The 22286-nt window shown below is 75.5% G+C and carries 20 protein-coding genes; 19 read left to right on the top strand and 1 reads right to left on the bottom strand.

All coding sequences use genetic code 11. From position 1 onward, the window contains the following. The first annotated feature begins 79 nt into the window (after positions 1–79). The 5 genes from PH190_RS10295 to PH190_RS10275 all read left to right on the top strand — a co-directional run bounded on the left by PH190_RS10295 (position 80) and on the right by PH190_RS10275 (position 5622). On the top strand, positions 80–559 hold the full coding sequence (locus tag PH190_RS10295) for a MarR family winged helix-turn-helix transcriptional regulator (protein ID WP_274231416.1): 480 nt from the start codon (positions 80–82) through the stop codon (positions 557–559). Positions 560–642: 83 nt separating this feature from the next. Beyond that, positions 643–1710 (top strand): phenylalanine--tRNA ligase subunit alpha, encoded by a 1068-nt coding sequence (gene pheS, locus PH190_RS10290; RefSeq protein ID WP_274231415.1) that lies wholly within the window; start codon positions 643–645, stop codon positions 1708–1710. A 46-nt stretch (positions 1711–1756) separates the two neighbouring features. Continuing rightward, positions 1757–4267, top strand: coding sequence for a phenylalanine--tRNA ligase subunit beta (gene pheT / locus PH190_RS10285; RefSeq protein ID WP_274231414.1), 2511 nt, complete (start codon positions 1757–1759; stop codon positions 4265–4267). Between the two features lie 16 nt (positions 4268–4283). Continuing rightward, entirely contained in the window at positions 4284–4853 is a 570-nt protein-coding gene (locus tag PH190_RS10280) for a TetR/AcrR family transcriptional regulator (RefSeq protein ID WP_274231413.1), read from the top strand. Between the two features lie 76 nt (positions 4854–4929). Continuing rightward, a complete protein-coding gene (locus PH190_RS10275; RefSeq protein WP_274231412.1) occupies positions 4930–5622 on the top strand; it encodes a hypothetical protein in 693 nt (230 codons plus the stop codon). Here PH190_RS10275 and PH190_RS10270 read toward each other — a convergent pair. Beyond that, positions 5573–6136 (bottom strand): TetR/AcrR family transcriptional regulator, encoded by a 564-nt coding sequence (locus PH190_RS10270; protein ID WP_274231411.1) that lies wholly within the window; start codon positions 6134–6136, stop codon positions 5573–5575. The two genes, PH190_RS10275 and PH190_RS10270, sit on opposite strands and share 50 nt — an antisense overlap. A gap of 62 nt (positions 6137–6198) precedes the next feature. Between PH190_RS10270 and PH190_RS10265 the strand changes: the two genes are divergently transcribed. The 14 genes from PH190_RS10265 (at position 6199) to tyrS (ending at position 21986) form a co-directional block, all read left to right on the top strand. Continuing rightward, entirely contained in the window at positions 6199–7002 is an 804-nt protein-coding gene (locus PH190_RS10265) for an alpha/beta hydrolase family protein (protein ID WP_274231410.1), read from the top strand. Next, entirely contained in the window at positions 6999–8033 is a 1035-nt protein-coding gene (locus tag PH190_RS10260; RefSeq protein ID WP_274231409.1) for a winged helix DNA-binding domain-containing protein, read from the top strand. The genes PH190_RS10265 and PH190_RS10260 overlap by 4 nt, the downstream gene beginning before the upstream one ends. Before the next feature lie 232 nt (positions 8034–8265). Continuing rightward, positions 8266–10434, top strand: a complete 2169-nt coding sequence (locus PH190_RS10255) for an NAD(P)/FAD-dependent oxidoreductase (RefSeq protein WP_274231408.1) — start codon at positions 8266–8268, stop codon at positions 10432–10434. Positions 10435–10536: 102 nt separating this feature from the next. Then, complete coding sequence (argC, locus tag PH190_RS10250) at positions 10537–11568, top strand: N-acetyl-gamma-glutamyl-phosphate reductase (RefSeq protein ID WP_274231407.1); 1032 nt, start codon at positions 10537–10539, stop codon at positions 11566–11568. Further along, complete coding sequence (gene argJ / locus PH190_RS10245; protein WP_274231406.1) at positions 11565–12725, top strand: bifunctional glutamate N-acetyltransferase/amino-acid acetyltransferase ArgJ; 1161 nt, start codon at positions 11565–11567, stop codon at positions 12723–12725. The genes argC and argJ overlap by 4 nt, the downstream gene beginning before the upstream one ends. Beyond that, entirely contained in the window at positions 12722–13666 is a 945-nt protein-coding gene (gene argB, locus PH190_RS10240) for an acetylglutamate kinase (RefSeq protein ID WP_274231405.1), read from the top strand. The genes argJ and argB overlap by 4 nt, the downstream gene beginning before the upstream one ends. A gap of 3 nt (positions 13667–13669) precedes the next feature. Beyond that, positions 13670–14878: an acetylornithine transaminase gene (locus tag PH190_RS10235; RefSeq protein ID WP_274231404.1), complete on the top strand. Its 1209-nt coding sequence runs from the start codon at positions 13670–13672 to the stop codon at positions 14876–14878. Further along, positions 14875–15813, top strand: a complete 939-nt coding sequence (gene argF, locus PH190_RS10230; protein ID WP_274231403.1) for an ornithine carbamoyltransferase — start codon at positions 14875–14877, stop codon at positions 15811–15813. Before PH190_RS10235 ends, argF begins: the two co-directional genes overlap by 4 nt. After that, entirely contained in the window at positions 15810–16361 is a 552-nt protein-coding gene (locus PH190_RS10225; RefSeq protein WP_274231402.1) for an arginine repressor, read from the top strand. The genes argF and PH190_RS10225 overlap by 4 nt, the downstream gene beginning before the upstream one ends. Next, the gene (locus PH190_RS10220; RefSeq protein ID WP_274231401.1) at positions 16358–17551 is read left to right on the top strand and encodes an argininosuccinate synthase; all 1194 of its coding nucleotides are present in this window, start codon (positions 16358–16360) and stop codon (positions 17549–17551) included. The genes PH190_RS10225 and PH190_RS10220 overlap by 4 nt, the downstream gene beginning before the upstream one ends. Then, positions 17551–18975, top strand: coding sequence for an argininosuccinate lyase (argH, locus tag PH190_RS10215; RefSeq protein ID WP_274231400.1), 1425 nt, complete (start codon positions 17551–17553; stop codon positions 18973–18975). Before PH190_RS10220 ends, argH begins: the two co-directional genes overlap by 1 nt. Positions 18976–19080: 105 nt before the next feature. Then, positions 19081–20025 (top strand): lytic transglycosylase domain-containing protein, encoded by a 945-nt coding sequence (locus PH190_RS10210; protein WP_274231399.1) that lies wholly within the window; start codon positions 19081–19083, stop codon positions 20023–20025. 31 nt (positions 20026–20056) lie between these two features. Next, positions 20057–20680, top strand: a complete 624-nt coding sequence (locus tag PH190_RS10205; RefSeq protein ID WP_274231398.1) for a DNA-3-methyladenine glycosylase — start codon at positions 20057–20059, stop codon at positions 20678–20680. 22 nt (positions 20681–20702) lie between these two features. Beyond that, on the top strand, positions 20703–21986 hold the full coding sequence (gene tyrS, locus PH190_RS10200) for a tyrosine--tRNA ligase (protein WP_274231397.1): 1284 nt from the start codon (positions 20703–20705) through the stop codon (positions 21984–21986). Positions 21987–22286 lie beyond the last annotated feature (300 nt).

Below are 22286 nucleotides of genomic sequence, written 5' to 3'. Positions count from 1 at the left end.
GCACCCCGCTGGTTGAGGTGTGAACAAAAAGCTAGGCGTGCCTGGTTCACACGTCAACCAGTCCGCTAGGCTGCGGGTCGTGGGCGAGCCGCGGTGGCTGGACGAGCGCGAGGCGCGGGCCTGGCGCGGCCTCATGGCGATGCAGGTCGACCTCGCCGAGTTCCTCGACCGCCGTCTCCGGACCCGGTGCGGGCTGTCGGGCGCGGACTACGAGGTGCTGGCCCACCTCTCGGAGGCGCCGGAGGGGTGCGCCCGGCCGTTCGTCCTCGGGCGCTACCTGGGCTGGGAGAAGGGCCGGCTCTCGCAGCACCTGGGCCGGATGGAACGGCGCGGCCTGGTGACCCGGGACCGGTGCCCGACCGACCAGCGCGGGGCGGTCGTGGCCATCACCCCCCGCGGCCGCGACCTCATCGAGGCGGCGGCGCCGAGGCACGTCGCCGACGTCCGCGAGGCCGTCGTCGACCACCTCACGCCCACCGAGCTGGAGGCGCTGGCCGCCATCGGCGAGACGGTGCGCGCCCGGTTGGCGGCGCTCGACGAGCGGCGCGCGGAGCCCTGAGCCGGGTGCACGTCGGCAACGCCCTCGACCTGCTCCGATAGGATCGTCGCGCACCCGAGAGCAGCAGGAGCGAGACGACCTCGATGTCCGGCACCAACGACCTCTACGACCCCAAGCAGGTCGCGGCGCTCGACCCCGAGACCCTCGACGCCGCCCGCGCCGACGCGAGCGCGGCGTTCGCGGGGGCCACGACGCTCGACGCGCTGACCGCGCTGAAGCCCGCGCACCTGGGCGACCGCTCGCCGGTGCTCACCGCGCGGCGCGAGATCGGGGCGCTGCCGCCGCAGGCGCGCTCCGCGTCCGGGAAGCGGGTCAACGAGGTCCGCGTCGCGATCCAGGCCGCGTACGACGAGCGCCACGCGGTGCTCTCCGCGGAGCGCGACGAGCGGGTGCTCGCCGAGGAGGCCGTCGACGTCACGCTGCCCGGCGACCGGCACCCGCGCGGCAGCCGGCACCCACTGACGCAGCTCTCCGAGCGGATCGCCGACATCTTCGTCGGCATGGGCTACGAGGTGGCCGAGGGCCCCGAGGTCGAGTCGGAGTGGTTCAACTTCGACGCCCTGAACTTCCTGCCCGACCACCCGGCGCGCACGATGCAGGACACTTTCCACGTCGAGCCCGCGGCGGCCCGCCAGGTGCTGCGCACCCACACCTCGCCGGTGCAGATCCGGGCGCTGCTCGAGCGCGACCTGCCCGTCTACGTCGTCTGCCCCGGGCGGACGTTCCGCACCGACGAGCTCGACGCGACGCACACCCCGGTCTTCCACCAGATCGAGGGCCTCGCCATCGACAAGGGCCTGACCATGGCCCACCTCAAGGGCACGCTCGACGCCTTCGCGCGGGCGATGTTCGGCGAGGAGTCGACCATCCGGCTGCGGCCCTCGTACTTCCCGTTCACCGAGCCGTCGGCCGAGCCCGACGTCTGGTTCCCGCAGAAGAAGGGCGGCGCGGGCTGGGTCGAGTGGGGCGGCTGCGGCATGGTCGACCCCAACGTCCTGCGCGCGTGCGGCGTCGACCCCGACGTCTACTCCGGGTTCGCCTTCGGCATGGGCCTCGAGCGCACCCTGATGTTCCGCAACGGCCTGCCCGACATGCGTGACATGGTCGAGGGCGACGTCCGGTTCACCTCGGCGTTCGCCGTCGAGCCGTAGCCGCGGCCCGGCACCCACCCCGTCAGCAAGGCAGAAAGGCTCGTCCGTGCGCGTCCCCGTCTCGTGGCTCCTCGAGCACGTCGACCTGTCCGCGGACTCCCTCAGCGCCGAGGCGGTCGGTGAGGCGCTGATCCGGGTCGGGCTCGAGGTCGAGGACGTGCTCCCGATCCCGGCCACGACCGGCCCGCTCGTCGTCGGCCGCGTCGCCGCGATCGAGGAGCTCACCGAGTACAAGAAGCCGATCCGCTACTGCCGGGTCGACGTGGGGGCGGAGCACAACGAGGACTCCGGCACCCGTGGGATCGTCTGCGGGGCGACCAACTTCGCCGAGGGCGACCTCGTCGTCGTCGCCCTGCCCGGCGCCGTGCTGCCCGGTGACTTCGCCATCGCCGCGCGGACGACCTACGGCCACGTCTCCGACGGCATGATCTGCGCGCTCGACGAGCTGGGCCTCGGTGACGACCACAGCGGCATCCTCGTGCTGCCGCCGGGCACCGCGGACCCGGGCGACGACGCGGCGGTGCTGCTCGGGCTCGACGACGCGGTCCTCGACATCGCCGTCACGCCCGACCGCGGCTACTGCCTCTCGGTGCGCGGCCTGGCCCGCGAGCTCGCCTGCGCGCTCGACGTCGCGTACGGCGACCCGGCCCTCGTCGGCCGCGACCTGCCGGAGCCGCAGGGCGAGGCGTGGCCGGTGCGCCTGGACCCGTCCTCGCAGTGCCGGCGCTTCGTCGCCCGCCGCGTCACCGACCTCGACCCGACCGCCCCGTCGCCGTGGTGGCTGCGCCGGCGGCTGCTGCTGTGCGGGGTGCGCCCGATCTCGCTGGCCGTCGACGTCACCAACTACGTCATGCTCGAGCTCGGCCAGCCGATGCACGCCTACGACGCGACGACGGTGCGCGGCGACGTCGTGGTCCGGCGGGCCTCGCAGGACGAGAAGATCACCACGCTCGACGACGCCCAGCGCGTGCTCGACCCCGACGACGTCGTGGTCACCGACGACTCCGGCCCGATCGGGCTCGCCGGCGTCATGGGCGGCGCGAGCACCGAGGTCGGGCCCGCCACCGCCGACGTGCTGCTCGAGGCGGCGACGTGGGACGCGCCGTCGGTGGCGCGCGCCGCGCGGCGCCACCGGCTGCCCAGCGAGGCCGCCCGGCGCTTCGAGCGCGAGGTCGACCCGGGCGTCGCGCGCGCCGCGACCGACCGCGCCGCCTGGCTGCTCGCGAACTACGGCGGCGCGACCGTCGACCCGGGCGTCACCGACGAGGGTGGGGTGCCCGCGCCCGAGCCCGTGGCCATGGCCCTCGACCTGCCCGACCGCGTCGCCGGCACCCGCTACGAGCGTGGCGCGGTGGTGCGGCGGCTGAGCCAGATCGGCTGCCGGGTGGAGGTCGCGGGCGCCGACCCCGGCGACGGCGGCAGCGCGGGGCTGCTCGCCGTGCCGCCGACGTGGCGCCCCGACCTGACCCGCCCGGCCGACCTCGTCGAGGAGGTCCTGCGCCTCGAGGGCTACGCCGGCATCCCGTCCGAGCTCCCCGCCGCGCACCCGGGCACCGGCCTCACGCTGGCGCAGCGCCGGCGCCGCCAGGTGTCGCGGGCGCTCGCCGACGCCGGGTACGACGAGGTGCTGCCCTCGCCGTTCATCCCGCCGACGGTGTTCGACGCCTTCGGCCTCGACGCCGACGACGACCGCCGGAACGCCCTGCGCCTGGCCAACCCGCTGGACGCCGACCGCTCGCTGATGGCGACGACGCTGCTGCCCGGGCTGCTCGACGCGGTGGTCCGCAACGTCTCGCGCGGGCTGCGCGACCTCGCGCTCTACCAGGTCGGCCAGGTCGTGCGGCCCGGTCCGGAGGAGCCGCCGGCGGCGCCGGTGCTGCCGGTCGACGCGCGCCCCGACGAGGCGGCGGTCGCGTCGGTGCTCGCGGGGCTGCCGCGCCAGCCGCTGCGGGTCGGCGCGGTGCTCGCGGGCGCCTGGGAGCGCGCTGGCTGGTGGGGCCCGGGGCGGGCCGCCGACTGGGCGGACGCCGTCGAGGCCGCGCGGATCGTGGGCCGGGTGTACGGCGCCGAGCTGACCGTCACCGCCGACCGGCACGCGCCGTGGCACCCGGGACGCTGCGCGGCGCTGACGCTCGGGGACACGCTCGTCGGGCACGCGGGCGAGCTGCACCCCACGGTCCTCGAGGCCCTCGGCCTGCCCGCGCGCACCTCCGCGATGGAGCTCGAGCTCGACCGGCTCCCGCTCGCCGAGGACCGTCCGCGACCCGAGGTGTCGTCGTTCCCGCCGGTGCTGCTCGACGTCGCGCTGGTGCTCGACGAGGACGTGCCGGCCGCGTCGGTGGTGACGGCGCTGCGCGACGGCGGCGGCGACCTCGTCGAGGACGTGCGCCTGTTCGACGTCTACACCGGCCCGCAGGTCGGCGAGGGCAAGCGGTCGCTGGCCTTCGCCCTGCGCCTGCGCGCCCCCGACCGGACGCTGACCCTCGAGGAGGCCTCGGCGCGCCGCGACGCCGCCGTCGCCACCGCCGCCGAGCGCCACGGGGCGCGGCTGCGCTGACGCGCGCACCGCAGCCATGGCGGCCACCGGGGGAGGGGACCACCGCGCGGAGATCGTGCGGGCGGCGACGCGCACGATCGCGCGCGACGGCCTGCCCGCGGTCCGCGTGCGGGCGGTGGCGCGCGAGGTCGGCGTCAGCCACGCGACCCTGCACTACTACTTCCCGACCAAGGCCGACCTCGTCACCGCGGTCCTGCGCGAGCTGATCTACGAGGGCCTCGCCGTGCCCCTCGTCGAGCGCTCCACGGCGACGACCGTACGCGACGAGCTGCGCGGCCTGCTGCACGGCGTGGTGGCGGGCTACGGCGACGACGAGCGCACGGCGGCGATGATGGAGATCCTCCGGCACGGCGACGCCGACGAGGTCGCGGGCCCGTTCGGCCGGTTCCTCGACACCTGGCGCGGCTACCTCGTCGACCTCGTCCGCCGCGGGCAGGCCGTCGGCGAACTGCGCGCGGACCTCGACCCCGACGCGACCGCGGGCCTCCTCATGGAGTTCTGCCTGGGCGCCCAGACGCGCACGCCCCTGCCCCCCGGGCTCGCGACGGGCGGCGCCGACCAGCTCGTCGCCCTGCTCAGCGCCTGAGCTTGTCTACCAGTTGGTTGACGCGCCCCGTTCGCGCGGGCACGCTGTCTACCAGGTGGTCGAGAGGGGTCCGGGGATGTCGGGTCGGTCGTGGCGCCAGCTGCTCGTGTGGCTGCACGTGGTGTCGTCGGTGAGCTGGATGAGCCAGGCCGCCGCGCTCGCGGTCCTGCTGGTCACCGCGATCGGCCCGGCGTCCGTCCCCGTGCGGGTCGGCGCGGCACAGTCGGCGAAGCTCCTCGACATGACCGTGCTCGTGTACTCCGCGAACATCGCCACCGCGACCGGCCTGCTGCTCGCCGCCACGACGAGCTGGGGCTTCTGGCTGCACCGGTGGGTCGCGACGAAGCTCGTGCTCACCACCGGGCAGCTCTACCTCGGCATCGCCGTCCTGTCCCCGCGTCTGGACGTCGCCCCCGCGACGGTGCAGGCCGGTGGCACCGAGGGCGTCGGCGCGCTCGCCCTCGCCGCGACGCTGATGGCGTCGGCGTTCGCCGTGCAGGTGTGGCTCTCGATCGCCAAGCCGGGCGGGCGGACCCGGCGGGCGGCGCGGGTCACGCGCCCCGGGACCGCGCCGGCGTGGCTGTTCGCGCTCGCGGTCGGCGCGCCGATCGCCGAGACCGTGCTCGGCGTCGCGGTCACCGGCCCGTTGCCGTTGCTCTCGCTCGCGGTGCTGGTGGCGGCGCTGGTCGTGCGGCGGCGGGCGGCGCGCCGTCCCCCGCTCAGGACCGCGGAGCCTCGACCGCCCCGCGCAGCAGCCAGTCGAGCGTGACCTCGAGGTCGGCGCGCAGCTCGGGCGGGCGGAGGTCGGCGTCGTCCGCGGTGGCAAGCGCCGCGTAGCCGAGGGTGTGCACGATGAGCGCCCGCACGACCCGTCCCGCGGCGTCGTCGCCGACGCCGAGCCGCGCGAGCAGGACCGTCATCGCGGCGCCCAGCGCCCGGGCCCGCGGGCCGCGGGCGCCCTGGCGCGCGAGGTAGAGCGGCACCATGTCGGGGTGGCGGCCGAGCAGGTCGTAGGTCGCGAGCATGACCTCGCGCAGCCCCGTGAGCGGCTCGGCGTCCGGGGGCGGGGGGTCGAGGGCGGCGAGCTGGTCGTCGAGCAGGGCGTCCACCAGCGCCGTCTTGTCGGCGACGTGGCTGTAGAGCGCGTTGGGGGCGACACCGAGCGCGGCGGCGACCGCGCGCATCGAGAGCCCGGCCAGTCCGCGCTCGGCGAACACCTCCCGCGCCGCGGCGAGGACCGCCTCGGACGTCAGTCCGGCACGCTGACCGGGGGAGCGGGGCATGGACGAACTGTACAGCGTCCAGTAAGCTGTACACCGTACAGCTCGCCGTGGGAGGAGTCGCCGTGATCGCCACGAACGCCGAGGTCGGGACCGTCGCCGGGGTGCCCTTCCTGCTGGAGCCGCCCGAGAGCGGGCGGATCGACGCGCCGGTGCTCGTCGGCTGGCACCTCATGGACGCGCCGCGCAGCGAGGCCGCGTTCGCCGCCGCGCTGCCGCTCGCCGGGCTCGACGCGTGGAAGGTCTACCTCGGCCTGCCGATGACGGGCGCGCGGCTGCCCGAGGGCGGGATGGACGAGGTCATGCGCCGCGGCTACGAGGACGCGGTCATGCTCCTGCACGGGCCGGTCAACGCGCAGGCCGCCGACGAGTTCGACGGTGTGCTGGCCGCGCTGCGCGAGCGCGGCCTCACCGGTCCCCTCGGGCTCTTCGGCGGCTCGGCCGGCGCCGGTGTCGCCCTCGAGGTGGCGACGCGCCGCGCGGACGTCGCCGCGCTCGTCGCGGTGAGCCCGATGGTGCAGTTGCGGCCGGTCGTGTCGGTGCTGGGCACGCTCTTCGGGGTGGACTACGCGTGGACGCCGGAGTCGGACGCGGTCGCCGCGCGCATGGACTACCCGGCGCGCGCCGCGGAGCTGGGCGCGACGCCGGTGCGTCTGGTCGTCGGGTCCGAGGACGACGCCGGCGCGTTCCTCGCGCCGGCCCGGGACCTCGCGGGCGCGACCGCCGGGCCCGCCGACGTGGTGGTGGTCGACGGCATGGGCCACGCGCTGGCCGAGGAGCCGGGCCTCGCGCCCGCGCCGCAGACGCCGCACGCCGCGGAGGTCGACGCCCACGCCGTGGCGTGGTTCCGGCAGCATCTCGGCGCGTGAGGGTCTCCGAGGTCGGGCTGCTGCGGCTGGTCGCGCTGGGGCTCGTGGCGCCGCGCACGGACGACGTCGCCGCGATCGTCCGTCACCTCGGGGCGGTGCAGGCCCAGGAGCTCCCGGGCGCGCTGACCTCGCTGGCGCTGCGCACGGCGTCGCGCTCCCGGGACGCGGTGACGGCGGCGTGCGACACCGAGGCGGTCGTCCGCAGCTGGCCGATGCGCGGGACGCTGCACCTCGTGCCGGCCGAGGACCTCGGCTGGATGCTCCCGCTCGGCACCCCGCGCCCGCGGGTCCAGGCGGCACGCCGGCGCGGCGAGCTGGGCCTGGTCGACGCCGACCTCGACCGTGCCCGCGAGCTCGCCCTCGCCGCCGTCCCCGCCACGCGCGCGGAGCTCTTCGCCGCGTGGGAGGCCGGGGGACTCGACCCGGTCAAGGGCCGCGGCTACCACCTGCTCGCCGAGCTGGCGTCCACCGGCGTCCTGTGCTTCGGCCCGCTGCGCGACGGCGAGCCGGTGATCGTCGACGTCGCGCGCTGGATCCCGTCGCCGCGGGTGCTCGAGCGCGACGAGGCGCTGGGGGAGTGGGCGCGGCGGTACTTCCGCTCGCACGGCCCCGCCACGCGCACCGACTTCGCCCGCTGGACCGGCATCCCGATGGCCGACGTCGACACCGGCATCGCGCTCGCCCGTCGCGAGCTGGCGTCGATGGACGTCGACGGCACCGAGCACCTGCTCGACCCGGCGGTCCCCGACCGCCTCGCCGCGCACCGGCGCGCCGCGCTCGGGGTGCACCTGCTGCCCGGCTTCGACGAGTTCGTGCTCGGCTACGCCGACCGCGGCCACGTGCTCGCCCCCGACGAGTTCGACCGGATCGTCCCCGGCGGCAACGGGGTGTTCCGCCCGACGATCGTCCAGCGCGGGCGGGTCGTGGGGACGTGGACGGCGCCGCGCGGTCGCCTGGAGGTCACGCCGTTCACGGCCCTGGACACCCGCACCGACGCCGCCGTCGCCAGGGCGCACGCCCGCCTTCCCTGAGGACCGTTCGTCGCGGACCTGAGAGCCCGGCGGTCGATCACTGACCCGTTCGGGCGATCACCTGACCGGTGACCGCGCGGTAGGGGGTGATCGACGGTCGGCGGCGCGCCGCGTTCTCAGCTCCGCCCCGCGTGGTCGTCCGTCTCCGTACCGTGACCTGGTCGTGACCCGGGGGCTCCCCCCTCGCCCGGGCCGGCACCCCTCGACCCCGTACCGCGAGGAGCCCTCACGCATGTCCAGCGCGCCCGGTGAGCCGCAGGAATCGTCGCACCCGGCCCCGTCCGAGGAGGCCGAGGAGGCCGGCGGCACCTGGTCGACCGCGGACTTCGTGGTCGGGCGCGGCGTGCTGCTGGTCATCGGGCCGGTCGTCGTCGCGCTGTTCTGGGTGTTCGGCGCCCTGCCCGCGTGGGGCGCCGCGGCGCTCGGCGGGTTCCTGTGCGCCGTGGCGGTGGTGTTCCTCGTGCGGCTGCGCGTCCGCAGCGCCGCGGCGGCCGCCGAGGGTGCGCGGGTGCTCGTCGTCGGCGGCGGCTACGCCGGTCTCGTCGCCGCGCGGGCGCTGCAGGCGCGCCTGCCGGGCGGGACGCGCGGTGGGCGCCACCTCGGCCCGGGCGACGCGTCGACCGCCATCGCCGGCATCACGGTCGTCGACCCGCAGGCGCACATGACCTACCAGCCGTTCCTGCCCGAGGCCGCCGCCGGCGCCATCGAGCCGCGCCACCTCACCGTGCCGCTGCGGCGGGTCCTGCGCCGCTGCGACGTCATCACGGGCTCGGTCGCCGCGATCGACGACGCCTCCCGCCGCGCCGTGGTGAGCCTGCCCGACGGCGGCACCCGCGAGATCGGCTACGACGTCCTCGTCGTCGCCCCCGGCACGTCGCCGCGGCGCCTGCCGATCCCGGGTCTCGACGAGCGGGCGCTGCCGTTCCGGTCGGTCACCGACGCGCTCGCGCTGCGCGACCACGTCCTCTCGCGCCTCGACGCCGCGTCGTCCACGACCGATCCGGCCGAGCGCCGGCGCCTGCTGACCTTCACGGTGATCGGCGGCGGCTTCGCGGGCCTCGAGGTGCTCGGCGAGCTCGAGGACATGACGCGCCGCGCCGCGAAGCACCAGCCCGGGCACATCGCCGAGGAGATCCAGTGGGTGCTCCTCGAGGCCGCCGGGCGGATCATGCCCGAGGTCAGCCCGGCGCTCGCCGCCCGCGTGCACGCCCAGCTGCTGCGCCGCGGCATCGAGGTCCGGGTCGGCGCGAAGATCACGTCGGCCGAGGGCGGGCGCGTCGTGCTCGCCGGCGGGCCGACCTTCGCCACCGACACCATCGTCGTCGCCGCCGGCTCCGTGCCGAACCCGCTGCTCGAGCGCACCGACCTGCCCCTCGACCCGCGCGGCCGCGTGCGCTGCGCGACGACGCTGCAGGTCCGCGACCGCGCCCACGTCTTCACCGCCGGCGACTGCGCCGCGGTGCCCGACGTGACCGTGCCCGTTCCGCGCGACGGCGAGCCGGTGACCACCGCCCCGACCGCCCAGCACGCCGTGCGCCAGGCCCGGCTGCTCGCGCGCAACGTCGACGCCTTCCTCGCCGGCCGGCTGCTGCGCGGCTACCGCCACCAGAACGCCGGCGCCGTGGCCGGTCTGGGCCGCCGGCGCGGTGCGGCCCAGATCGGCCCGCTGCGCGTGACCGGGTGGCCCGCGTTCGCGCTGCACCGCGCCTACCACCTGTGGGCCGTGCCGACGGCCGACCGGACCGTGCGCATCGCCCTGGACTGGGTCGTCTCCGGGCTCCTCGGCCGCGACCTCGTCGCCGTCGGCCGCCGCGACGCCGCCCCCCTGCCCGACACCGACGCTCCGCCGACGGTGGCGCCGCGCGTGGCGGACGCCGCTCCGGACGCCGCCCCTGACCCCGCCCCGGCCACTCGCGGCGAGGGGGCCGAGGACCTGCCCACCGGGGCCACGCCGGTGGTGCCGACCTGGGGCGCCGACCCGTCGGTGACAGGCCCGCGGCGCATGCCGTCGGTCCCGTCCGCGCCGTTCGTGCCGCCGACGCCCCCGTCCGGGACCCGCGTCCCGACCGGCAGCGCCACCGACTCCCAGGGCATCCCCGCGATGCAGATGACGCGGTCGGGCAGCTTCGAGAGCATCCGCGAGCCGCACCCGTCGCTGCCGTTCGGCGAGCCGTTCAGCGTGCCGTTCAGCGAGCCGTTCAGCGAGCCCCTGCCGTCGGACCCCTTCCGCGAGCCCACCCCGTCGCTGGCGTTCGGGGAGCCGTCGGGCGCGTTCCGCGAGCCGCACCCGTCGTTCCCGTCGGCGCCCCGCGGCAGCGCCGGCACCGGCGTCGACGCTGGCCCCCGCGCGCCCTACCCGTCGACCACGAAGCCCCGGCACTCCCTGCGCGACACGAACTGACGGCGGTTACTGGCTCGTATCGCTCGCCCACCGAGCGATACGAGCCAGTAACCGGGCCCACCCGACCCCGCGTTGCATGGGTTTCCGTGAACATGCATAGTGATGCGTATGCGCGTCGCGGTCGCCGGAGCCAGCGGGTACGTCGGGGGTGAGGTGCTGCGGCTCGCCCTGGGCCACCCCGAGGTCGAGATCGGGGCGGTGACGGCGGGGGAGTCCGCAGGCACCGCCCTGGGCGCCCACCAGCCCCACCTGCCCTCGCTCGCCGATCGCGTGATCGCCGAGACCACGCCCGAGCAGCTCGCGGGGCACGACGTCGTGTTCCTCGCCCTGCCCCACGGGCGCTCGGCCGAGCTCGCGGCCCAGCTGCCGGACGACGTGCTCGTCGTCGACTGCGGCGCCGACCACCGGCTCACCGACACGGCCGCCTGGCAGCGCTGGTACGGCGGCGAGCACGCCGGGGCGTGGCCCTACGGGCTGCCCGAGCTGCCCGGCGCCCGCGAGGCCCTCCGGGACGCCCGACGCATCGCCGTCCCCGGCTGCTACCCGACGGCGAGCACCCTGGCCGCCTTCCCGGCCGTCGCCGCCGGGCTGGTGGCGCCCGAGGTCAGCATCGTGGCGTTCTCCGGGACCTCCGGCGCGGGCAAGGCCGCGAAGCCGCACCTGCTCGGCGCCGAGGTCATGGGCTCGGCCACCGCGTACGGCGTCGGCGGCGGGCACCGGCACACCCCGGAGATCACCCAGAACCTCGCCACGGTGAGCCCGCAGCCCGTGCGCGTGTCGTTCACGCCGGTCCTCGCGCCCATGCCGCGCGGTATCCTCGCCGTCGCGAGCGCCCCGCTGGCCGACGACGGGATCACCGAGGAGCAGGCCCGCGAGGCCTACGCCAAGGCCTACGACCCCGAGCCGTTCGTGCACCTGCTCCCGGCCGGCGTGCAGCCGCAGACCAAGTCGGTCGTGGGGTCGAACAGCGTGCAGATCCAGGTCGCCGTCGACCCCGACGCCGGCCGGCTGGTCGTCACCGCCGTCATCGACAACCTCACCAAGGGCACCGCCGGCGGCGCGTTCCAGTCGGTCAACCTCGCCCTCGGCCTCGACGAGACCCTCGGTCTCCCGACGACGGGACTGCACCCGTGAGCGTCACCGCGCCCCAGGGCTTCCGGGCCGCCGGCGTCCGCGCCGGCCTGCGCGCCCACGGAGAGCGCCCCGACCTCGCCCTCGTCGTCAACGACGGCCCCCAGCAGGTCGCGGCCGGCGTGTTCACGCGCAACCAGGTCAAGGCCGCGCCCGTGCTGTGGTCGCAGCAGGTGCTCCAGGAGCACGACCTGCGCGCCGTCGTCCTCAACGCCGGCGGCGCCAACGCCTGCACCGGGCCCGACGGGTTCGGCGACACCCACCGCACCGCCGAGCACGTCGCCGAGGTCCTGGGCTGCGGCGCCATCGAGGTCGCCGTCTGCTCCACCGGCCTCATCGGCGAGCGCCTGCCGCTCGAGAAGCTGCTGGCCGGGGTGGACGCGGCCGCGGGTGAGCTCGCCGACGGAGAGGAGGCGGGCACGCGCGCCGCCACCGCGGTGCTCACCACCGACACCGTCGACAAGCAGGCCGCCGCGAGCCGCCACGGCTGGACGGTCGGCGGCTTCGCCAAGGGCGCCGGGATGATGGCCCCGAGCCTGGCGACGATGCTGGTCGTGGTGACGACGGACGCGGTCGTGGACGCCGGCACCGCCGACGCCGCCCTGCGCGACGCCACCGCCCGGACCTTCGACCGCCTCGACATCGACGGCTCCACCAGCACCAACGACACGGTGCTGCTGCTCGCCTCCGGCGCCTCGGGGGTCGAGGCGGACGCCGACGCGTTCACCGAGGTCGTCACCGAGGTGTGCGCCGACCTGGCGCGCGGCCTGCAGGCCGACGCCGAGGGCGTCACCAAGCGGATCGCGGTCACCGTCACCGGCGCCCGCGACGACCACGACGCGCTGGTCGGCGCCCGCGCGATCGCCCGCGACAGCCTGGTGAAGACCGCGCTGTTCGGCTCCGACCCGAACTGGGGCCGGATCGCCGCCGCGGTCGGGGCGAGCGAGGCGACGGTCGAGCCCGGGACCCTGTCGGTCACCGTCAACGGCGTGCTGCTCTGCGAGGCGGCCACGGCGGTGGGCGACCGGTCCAAGGCCGACCTCTCGGGGCCCGAGGTCACCGTCGAGGTCGACCTCGGGCTCGGCGACGGGCAGGCCACGGTGCTGACGACGGACCTCTCGCACGCGTACGTCGAGGAGAACAGCGCGTACTCCACATGACCGACATCGATCAGGCGCTCACGAGCATCCCCGTCCCCGCCGACGTGCCCGACCGCTACCACGAGGCCGCCGCCAAGGCCGGCGTCCTGGCCGAGGCCCTGCCCTGGCTGCAGCGCTTCCAGGGCGCGGTCGTCGTCGTCAAGTACGGCGGCAACGCGATGACCGACGACGCGTTGCGCCGCGCGTTCGCCGAGGACATGGTCTTCCTGCGCCTCGCCGGCATCCGCCCGGTCGTCGTCCACGGCGGCGGCCCCCAGATCACGAGCATGCTCGGCCGGCTCGGCATGGAGGGCGAGTTCCGCGGCGGCCTGCGGGTCACGACGCCCGAGACGATGGACGTCGTCCGGATGGTGCTCGTCGGGCAGGTCGGCCGCGAGCTCGTCGGCCTGATCAACGCCCACGGCCCCTACGCCGTCGGCCTCTCCGGCGAGGACGCTCGCCTCTTCACCGCCGCGCGGCGCACCGCGACCGTCGACGGCGAGCAGGTCGACGTCGGCCTCGTCGGCGACGTCGTCGAGGTCAACCCGGCCGCCGTGCTCGACCTCGTCGCCGGCGGGCGCATCCCCGTCGTCTCGACCGTCGCCCCCGACGTCGACGGCGTCGTGCACAACGTCAACGCCGACACCGCCGCGGCCGCGCTGGCCGAGGCGCTCGGCGCCCGCAAGCTCGTCGTCCTCACCGACGTCGAGGGGCTCTACACCGACTGGCCGGACCGCTCGAGCCTGCGCTCGACGATCGACGACGTCGAGCTCGCCGCGCTCCTGCCGACGCTGGCCAGCGGCATGATCCCGAAGATGGAGGCCTGCCTGCGGGCCGTGCAGGGCGGCGTGCCGCGGGCGCACGTCATCGACGGCCGGGTGGCGCACTCCGTGCTGCTCGAGGTGTTCACGAGTGCCGGTGTCGGGACGATGGTCGTGCCGGCCGACGGGAAGGAGGCGTGACGGATGACCACGACGATCTCGGGTGAGGACCTCCGCCGCCGCTGGAGCGCCTCGCTGATGGACAACTACGGCACCCCGCCGATCAGCCTCGTGCGCGGCGAGGGCGCGCGGGTGTGGGACGCGGACGGGCGCGAGTACCTCGACCTGCTCGGCGGCATCGCGGTCAACCTGCTCGGCCACGCCCACCCGGCCGTGGTCGAGGCGGTCTCGCGGCAGGTCGCGACCCTCGGGCACACCTCCAACCTCGTGATCAACCCGCTCACCGTCGAGCTCGCCGAGCGCCTGCTGGACCTCCTCGGCCACCCGGGCCGGGTGCTGTTCTGCAACTCCGGCGCCGAGGCGAACGAGACCGCGTTCAAGATCACTCGGCGGACCGGGCGGCAGAAGGTCGTGGCGGCGGAGAACGCGTTCCACGGCCGGACCATGGGCGCGCTCTCGCTGACCGGGCAGCCGGCCAAGCGCACGCCGTTCGAGCCGCTCGTGCCCGGCGTGGAGTTCGTGCCCTACGGCGACGTCGAGGCGCTGCGCGCGGCCGTCGACGACGACACGGCCGCGGTGTTCCTCGAGCCGATGCAGGGCGAGGCCGGCGTCATCGTCCCGGCCGACGGCTACCTGCGCGCCGCCCGCGACATCACCACGGCGCGCGGCGCCCTGCTGGTGCTCGACGAGGTCCAGACCGGGGTCGGGCGCACCGGGCGGTGGTTCGCCCACCAGCGCACCGACGTCGTGCCGGACGTCGTCACCCTGGCCAAGGGCCTGGGCGGCGGGCTGCCGATCGGCGCCTGCATCGGCGTGGGGGCGGCCGGCGACCTGCTCGGCCCCGGCCAGCACGGCACGACGTTCGGCGGGAACCCCGTGTGCTGCGCGGCCGCGCTGGCGGTCCTCGACACCATCGCGTCCGAGGGGCTCCTCGACCGCGCCACCGCCCTGGGCCGGGACGTCGCGACCCGGGTCGAGGGCCTGGGCCACGGCGCCGTGGACCACGTCGACGCCGTCGGCATCCTCATCGGGATCGCGTTGAACGAGCCCGTCTCCACCCAGGTCGCCGCCGCGGGCCGCGAGGCCGGCTACCTCATCAACAACGCCGTCCCGGAGCGCGTCCGGCTCGCCCCGCCGGTCGTGGTGACCGACGAGCAGGTCGACGGCTTCCTCACCGCGCTGCCCGAGATCCTCGACCAGGGCGTCGCGGCCGCCGAGGCGGCGGGCTCGTGACCAGCACCGAGACGCGCGTCCGCCACCTCCTGCGCGACGACGACCTCACCCCGGCCGAGCAGGCCGAGGTGCTCGAGCTGGCGGCCACGATGAAGGCCGACCCGTTCCGCTTCCGCCCGCTGGACGGGCCGCGGGCGGTGGCGGTCGTGTTCGACAAGGCCTCGACCCGCACGCGGGTGTCGTTCGAGGTCGGCATCGCCGCGCTCGGCGGCACCCCGGTCATGATCGACGGCCAGGCCGCCCAGCTCGGTCGCGGCGAGACGATCGCCGACACCGCGCGGGTGCTCTCGCGCTACGTCGACGCCATCGTCTGGCGCACGGGCGCCGAGGAGCGCATCCAGGAGATGGCCGCGCACGCGACCGTCCCGGTGGTCAACGCGCTGACCGACGGCTTCCACCCCTGCCAGGTCCTCGCCGACCTGCAGACCGTCGTCGAGCGCCGCGGCCGCACCGCCGGCCAGGTGCTCGCCTACCTCGGCGACGGCGCCAACAACATGGCCCACTCGTTGCTGCTCGGCGGGGTGACCGCCGGGATGCACGTGCGGGTCGGCGCGCCGGCGGGCTTCACGCCCGACCCGTCGGTCGTCGAGGACGCCCGGGCGCGGGCCGCGGAGACCGGCGGCTCGGTCGTCGTCACCGACGACCCCGCCGCGGCCGCCGCGGACGCGGACGTGCTCGTCACCGACACCTGGACCTCGATGGGCCAGGAGTCCGACGGCCGCGACCGCGCCACCCTCGAACCGTTCCGCCTCGACGAGGAGGCGGTCGCGCGGGCGGCGTCCGACGTCACCGTGCTGCACTGCCTGCCCGCCCACCGCGGCGAGGAGATCACCGCCGGCGTGATCGACGGCCCGGCGTCGGCGGTCTGGGACGAGGCGGAGAACCGCCTGCACGCCCAGAAGGCGGTGCTCACGTGGCTGCTGGAGCACTCGTGACCGAGACCGCGAAGGGTGTGACGAGCCGGGCCTCCCGCCAGGCCCGGGTCGTCGCGCTGCTCACCGAGCGCGAGGTGCACAGCCAGGCCGAGCTGGCCGCGCTGCTCGCGTCGGAGGGCGTCGAGGTCACGCAGGCGACGCTCTCGCGCGACCTCGACGAGCTGGGCGCGGTGAAGCTGCGCGGCGCCGACGGCGGCGTCGGGCGCTACGTCGTCCCCGACGACGGGAGCCCGGTGCGCGGCATCACCGGCGGCACCGACAGACTGTCCCGGCTGCTCGCCGAGCTGCTGGTCTCCGCCGACCACTCCGGCAACCTCGCGGTCCTGCGCACCCCGCCCGGGGGCGCGCACTACCTCGCCAGCGCCCTGGACCGGGCGTCGCTGGCCGAGGTGGTCGGCACCATCGCCGGCGACGACACGGTGCTCGTCGTCGCCCGCGAGCCCCTCGACGGGGCCGGGCTCGCAGCCCGCCTGCGGGCCCTGGGCACCAGGACGACGGCGCGGTCGTCCTCCGCACACGAGAACGAGACGGAAGAAGGACAGCAGTGAGCGAGCGCATCGTGCTGGCGTACTCCGGGGGCCTCGACACCTCGGTCGCCATCGGCTGGATCGCCGAGGAGACCGGCCGCGAGGTCGTCGCGGTCGCCGTCGACGTGGGCCAGGGCGGGGAGGACCTCGAGGTCATCCGCAAGCGGGCCCTGGACTGCGGCGCGGTCGAGGCCGCGGTCGCCGACGCGCGCGACGAGTTCGCCGAGGAGTACTGCCTCCCGGCGCTGCGCGCCAACGCGCTCTACATGGACCGCTACCCGCTGGTCTCGGCGCTGTCGCGGCCGCTGATCGTCAAGCACCTCGCCGAGGCGGCCCGCGCCCACGGGGCCTCGACCGTCGCCCACGGGTGCACCGGCAAGGGCAACGACCAGGTCCGCTTCGAGGTCGGCGTCGGCGCGCTGGCCCCGGACCTCGACGTCATCGCCCCGGTCCGCGACTTCGCCTGGACCCGCGAGAAGGCGATCCAGTGGGCCGAGGAGCGCTCGCTGCCCATCGACGTCAGCAAGCGCTCGCCCTACTCGATCGACCAGAACGTCTGGGGCCGCGCGGTCGAGACCGGCTTCCTCGAGGACATCTGGAACGGGCCCATCGAGGACGTCTACTCCTACACCGCGAACCCCGCCGAGCCGCGTGACGCCGACGAGGTCGTCGTCGGCTTCGAGGCCGGCGTGCCGGTGACCATCGACGGTCAGAAGGTCTCGGTGCTGCAGGCCATCGAGCAGCTCAACCAGCGCGCGGGCGCGCAGGGCATCGGGCGGCTCGACATGGTCGAGGACCGCCTGGTCGGCATCAAGAGCCGCGAGGTCTACGAGGCGCCGGGCGCGATCGCGCTGATCACCGCGCACCAGGAGCTCGAGAACGTCACCGTCGAGCGGGAGCAGGCGCGGTTCAAGCGCCAGGTCGAGCAGCGCTGGGGCGAGCTGGTCTACGACGGCCTGTGGTTCTCGCCGCTGCGCCGCAGCCTCGACGCCTTCGTCGACACCACCCAGGAGCACGTCACCGGCGAGGTCCGGATGACGCTGCACGGCGGGCGCGCGGTCCCGACGGGCCGGCGCAGCGCGCAGTCGCTCTACGACTTCAACCTCGCCACCTACGACGAGGGCGACCTGTTCGACCAGTCGCTGGCCAAGGGCTTCGTGCAGCTCTGGGGTCTCCCGTCGAAGATCGCGGCCAAGCGGGACCTGAAGTAATGCCGGAAGGCTCGGCCCTCTGGGGCGGGCGGTTCGCCTCGGGCCCGGACGCGGTGATGGCGGCGCTGTCGAAGTCGACCCAGTTCGACTGGGTGCTCGCGCCGTACGACATCGCCGGGTCCCGGGCCCACGCGCGGGTCCTCCACGGCGCGGGGCTGCTCACCGACACCCAGCTCGAGGCCATGCTCGACGGGCTGCGCCGGCTCGCCGACGACGTCGAGTCCGGCGCGTTCCAGCCCGCCGAGGACGACGAGGACGTGCACACCGCCCTCGAGCGCGGCCTCATCGAGCGGGCGGGCGAGGACGTCGGCGGGCGCCTGCGCGCCGGGCGCTCGCGCAACGACCAGATCGCCACGCAGCTGCGGATGTGGCTGCGCGACGAGCTGCGCGACGTCGTGCGGGGCGTGGCGGGCGTGGTCGACGCGCTGCTCATCCAGGCCCGCGCCCACCCGGACGCCGCCATGCCGGGGCGCACGCACCTGCAGCACGCCCAGCCGGTGCTGCTGGCCCACCACCTCGGGGCGCACGCCCAGGCCCTGCTGCGCGACGTCGGCCGGTGCCGCGACCTCGACCGGCGGCTGGCGTACTCGCCCTACGGGTCGGGGGCGCTCGCCGGCACCTCGCTGGGCCTCGACCCGGCCGCCGTGGCCCGCGACCTGGGCTTCGTCGACGCCGTCGACAACTCCATCGACGGCACGGCGTCGCGCGACCTCGCCGCCGAGGGCGCGTACGTGCTGGCCCAGATCGCGGTGGACCTCTCGCGGATCGCCGAGGAGGTCATCCTCTGGGCGACCGCGGAGTTCGGATACGTGACGCTCGCCGACGCCTGGTCGACCGGGTCGTCGATCATGCCGCAGAAGAAGAACCCGGACGTCGCGGAGCTCGCGCGCGGCAAGGCGGGGCGGCTCGTCGGGAACCTCGCCGGGCTGATGACGACGCTCAAGGCCCTCCCGCTCGCGTACAACCGCGACCTGCAGGAGGACAAGGAGCCGCTGTTCGACTCGGCGGCCCAGCTCGCGATGGTGCTCCCGGCGATGGCCGGCATGATCAGGACGCTGACCTTCCACACCGACCGCCTCGCCGAGCTCGCCCCGGCCGGCTTCACGCTCGCCACCGACCTCGCCGAGTGGCTGGTGCGGGAGGGCGTCCCGTTCCGGCGGGCCCACGCCGCGGCGGGGGCGTGCGTGCGGGCGGCCGAGGAACGCGGCGTCGGGCTCGACGAGCTCACCGACGACGAGCTCGCCGCGTGCGACCCGGCGCTGACCCCGGACGTCCGCGCGGTGCTCACCGTCGCCGGCTCGATCGCCTCGCGCGACGCCCACGGCGGCACGGCCCCGAAGCGGGTCTCCGAGCAGCTCGACCGCGTCTTCGCCGCCGCGATCGAGGCCCACGCCTGGGCCGGCCGCCCGATCGAGCGCCGCTGACGCTCGTGTCAGCGAAGTGGCGTCGCTGACATCGGACGTCCGTATCGGTACGTGGATCACCCGGCAGATCAGCTCGGGGATCTCCCGACGCCTAGGCTGGATCCCGTGGGCGGGGGCCGTGCGTGGGTGGGGGTCGTCGCGCTGCTCGCCGCCGTGCTGACGGCCCTGGGCGGGTGTGCGAGCGGCCCCCCGTCGCCCGCCGCGAGCACGCCCGCCACCCCGTCGCCGGCGTCGTCGCCCCCGTCGTCGATCTCGTCGTCCGACCCGATCGGCCCCCACGGCCCGAGCGTCCCCACCGAGCCCGCCGCCCTGGCCGCCGTGCTCGAGGAGGCCCGGCGCACCGTCGCCGACCCCACCCGCTCGCCCCAGGACGTGGCGGCCGCGGGGCGCACGGCCCAGGTGGCGTACGAGGAGCTCGCCTTCCACCCCGAGCGGCTCCCGCCCGTGCTCGCGGCCCTGTCGCCGGAGACCGCCGAGGCCACCGGGCGCATCGTCGGCGCCGGGCGCGACCTCCTCGCGATGGCGAAGCGCGGGCCCGGCGAGATGCTCCCGGCCTGGCGCATCGCCGCGCCGCTGCCGCCCGAGCGCCTGCGGGCGCACTACGCCGAGGCCCAGGAGCGCTTCGGGGTGCCGTGGACGGTGCTTGCGGCGGTGAACCTCGTCGAGAGCCGCATGGGCCGCATCGCCTCGCACTCCGAGGCCGGCGCGCGGGGGCCCATGCAGTTCATGCCCGCGACGTGGGCGAGCTACGGGCTCGGCGGCGACGTCACCGACCCGCACGACGCGATCCTCGGCGCGGCCAACTACCTGCGCGCCAACGGCGGCGCCACCGCGGACGGCCTCGATCGGGCCCTGGAGCGCTACAACGACGACGAGCGCTACGTCCGCGCCGTCCGCGCCTACGCCGCGGTGATGCAGGACGACGAGCGCGCCTACCTGGCCTTCCACGCCTGGGAGGTCTACTTCCGGACCACGGCCGGGCGCGTCCACCTGCCCGTCGGGTACGACGAGGCGGAGCCGGTGCGCGCGGTCGACTACCTCGCGCGGTGACGGTGGGTCGCCTGGGGCAGGATCGCGGCCGATGCTGCTCGACCGGTCGGCGCTGTCCGACGACGTCCTCCCCGCGGCGCGCCGGCTGCTCGGCTGCGAGATCGCCGCGGACACGCCACAGGGCGAGGTCCGCGTCCGGCTCGTGGAGGTGGAGGCCTACCGCGGCGCCGACGACCCCGGCTCGCACTGCTACCGCGGGAAGACCGCCCGCAACGCGGTGATGTGGGGCCCGGCGGGTCACCTGTACGTCTACTTCGTCTACGGCATGCACTTCTGCGCGAACGTCGTCTGCCTGCGCGACGGCGTCGCGGGTGCGGTGCTGCTGCGGGCGGGGGAGGTGCTCTCCGACGCCGGCGCGGCCCACGCCCGCCGCCCGACGGCCCGGGGCCGCGACGCCGAGCTCGCCCGGGGCCCCGCGCGGCTGTGCACGCTGCTCGGGCTCGACCGGAAGGCCAACGGCGTCGACGTCCTGTCCCCGTCGTCGCCGGTGCGGCTGCTGGCGGGGGAGCCGGTCGGTGACGACGACGTCCGCACCGGCCCGCGGGTCGGCGTCGCCGCGGGTCAGGAGCGGCCGTGGCGGTTCTGGGTCGCCGGCTCCCGGGCCGTGACGCCGTACAAGGCGGGCCGAGCCCGGGCCGAGGGACCGGACTGGTGACGGGGTTCGGCAGACTGGACGCGTGACCGGACCGCACATCCTCGACGACCTCGCCTGGCGGGGCCTCATCGCCCAGAGCACCGACCTCGACGCGCTGCGCCGGGACCTCGACGCGGGGATGGTCACGCTCTATTCCGGGATCGACCCCACCGCGCCCAGCGCGCACATCGGGCACCTGCTGCAGTGGCTCACGCTCGCCCGCTTCCAGCAGGCGGGCCACCGCCCGATCGCGCTGGTCGGCGGGGCGACGGGGCTCATCGGCGACCCGAAGCCGACGTCGGAGCGCACGCTCAACGACCGCGACGTCGTCGTCGGCTGGGTGGACAAGCTCGGCGCCCAGCTGCGCCCGTTCCTCGACTTCTCGTCCGGGACGCCGAACGCCGCGCTGCTGGTGAACAACCTGGACTGGACCGAGGGCCTCTCGGCGCTCGACTTCCTGCGCGACGTCGGCAAGCACTTCCGGGTCGGGCGGATGCTCGCCAAGGAGGCCGTGAGCCGGCGTATGGAGTCCGAGGAGGGCATCAGCTACGCCGAGTTCTCCTACCAGCTGCTCCAGTCCTACGACTTCCTCGAGCTCTTCCGCCGCTACGGCTGCACGTTGCAGACCGGCGGGAGCGACCAGTGGGGCAACCTCACCGCCGGCACGGACCTCGTCCACCGCGTCGAGGGACGGTCGCTGCACGCGCTCGGGACGCCGCTCGTCACGAAGGCCGACGGCACCAAGTTCGGCAAGACCGAGAGCGGCACCGTCTGGCTCGACCGCGAGCTGACCAGCCCGTACGCCTTCTACCAGTTCTGGATCCAGGCCGAGGACGCGATGGTGGGCACCTACCTGCGCGCGTTCACCTGGCTCTCCCACGACGAGATCACCGAGCTCGAGCGCCACACCGAGGAGAAGCCGCAGGCGCGCGAGGCGCAGCGGGCGCTGGCCCGGTCGGTGACGGCGCTCGTGCACGGCGAGGACGAGGTCGAGCGGGCCGAGGCGGCCAGCCGGGCGCTGTTCGGGCGGGGGGAGCTGGCCGCGCTGGACGCGTCGACGCTCGCGGCGGCCGTCGCGGAGATCCCGTCGTTCACCGCCACGCGGTCGGAGAAGCCGACGATCGTCGACCTGCTCGTGGGCAGCGGCCTGTCCGCCAGCCGGGGCGCGGCGCGGCGCACCGTCGCCGAGGGCGGCGCCTACGTGAACAACACGAAGATCGAGACCGAGGACTGGGAGCCGGCCGACGGTGACCTGCTCCACGGCCGCTGGCTCGTCGTCCGGCGGGGCAAGCGCAACACCGCCGGCGTGGAGCTCGTGGGGTCCTGACGGGCGGTTTCGGCCCCGTCCGGGGCGGGAACCAGGTGTGACCAGCAACGACGCGGAGATCGACCCCCCGGTGCAGGGCGGGTTTCGGGCGTGTGTAGAGTTCTGGTCATCGCAAGAACGGGGTTGCCCCCGGGTCCTGCGGACAACTAAGCTAGGAGGTCGCCCTACCGGCGGGTCCACCACGGTGGATCGTGTAGGGTGGGATCACCGCGATGAACTCGACCGAATCGGTCGTGGCGAGGCGCGTGTGGTTGTCCTTTGAGAACTCAACAGTGTGCTGAATGTTTGGTGTGTTTGTCC

This window comes from Actinomycetospora straminea (assembly GCF_028737255.1).
Classification (GTDB): Bacteria; Actinomycetota; Actinomycetes; order Mycobacteriales; family Pseudonocardiaceae; genus Actinomycetospora; species Actinomycetospora straminea.
Note: the sequence above shows the minus strand (reverse complement) of the source record. Positions and strands in the feature narration are given on the sequence as shown.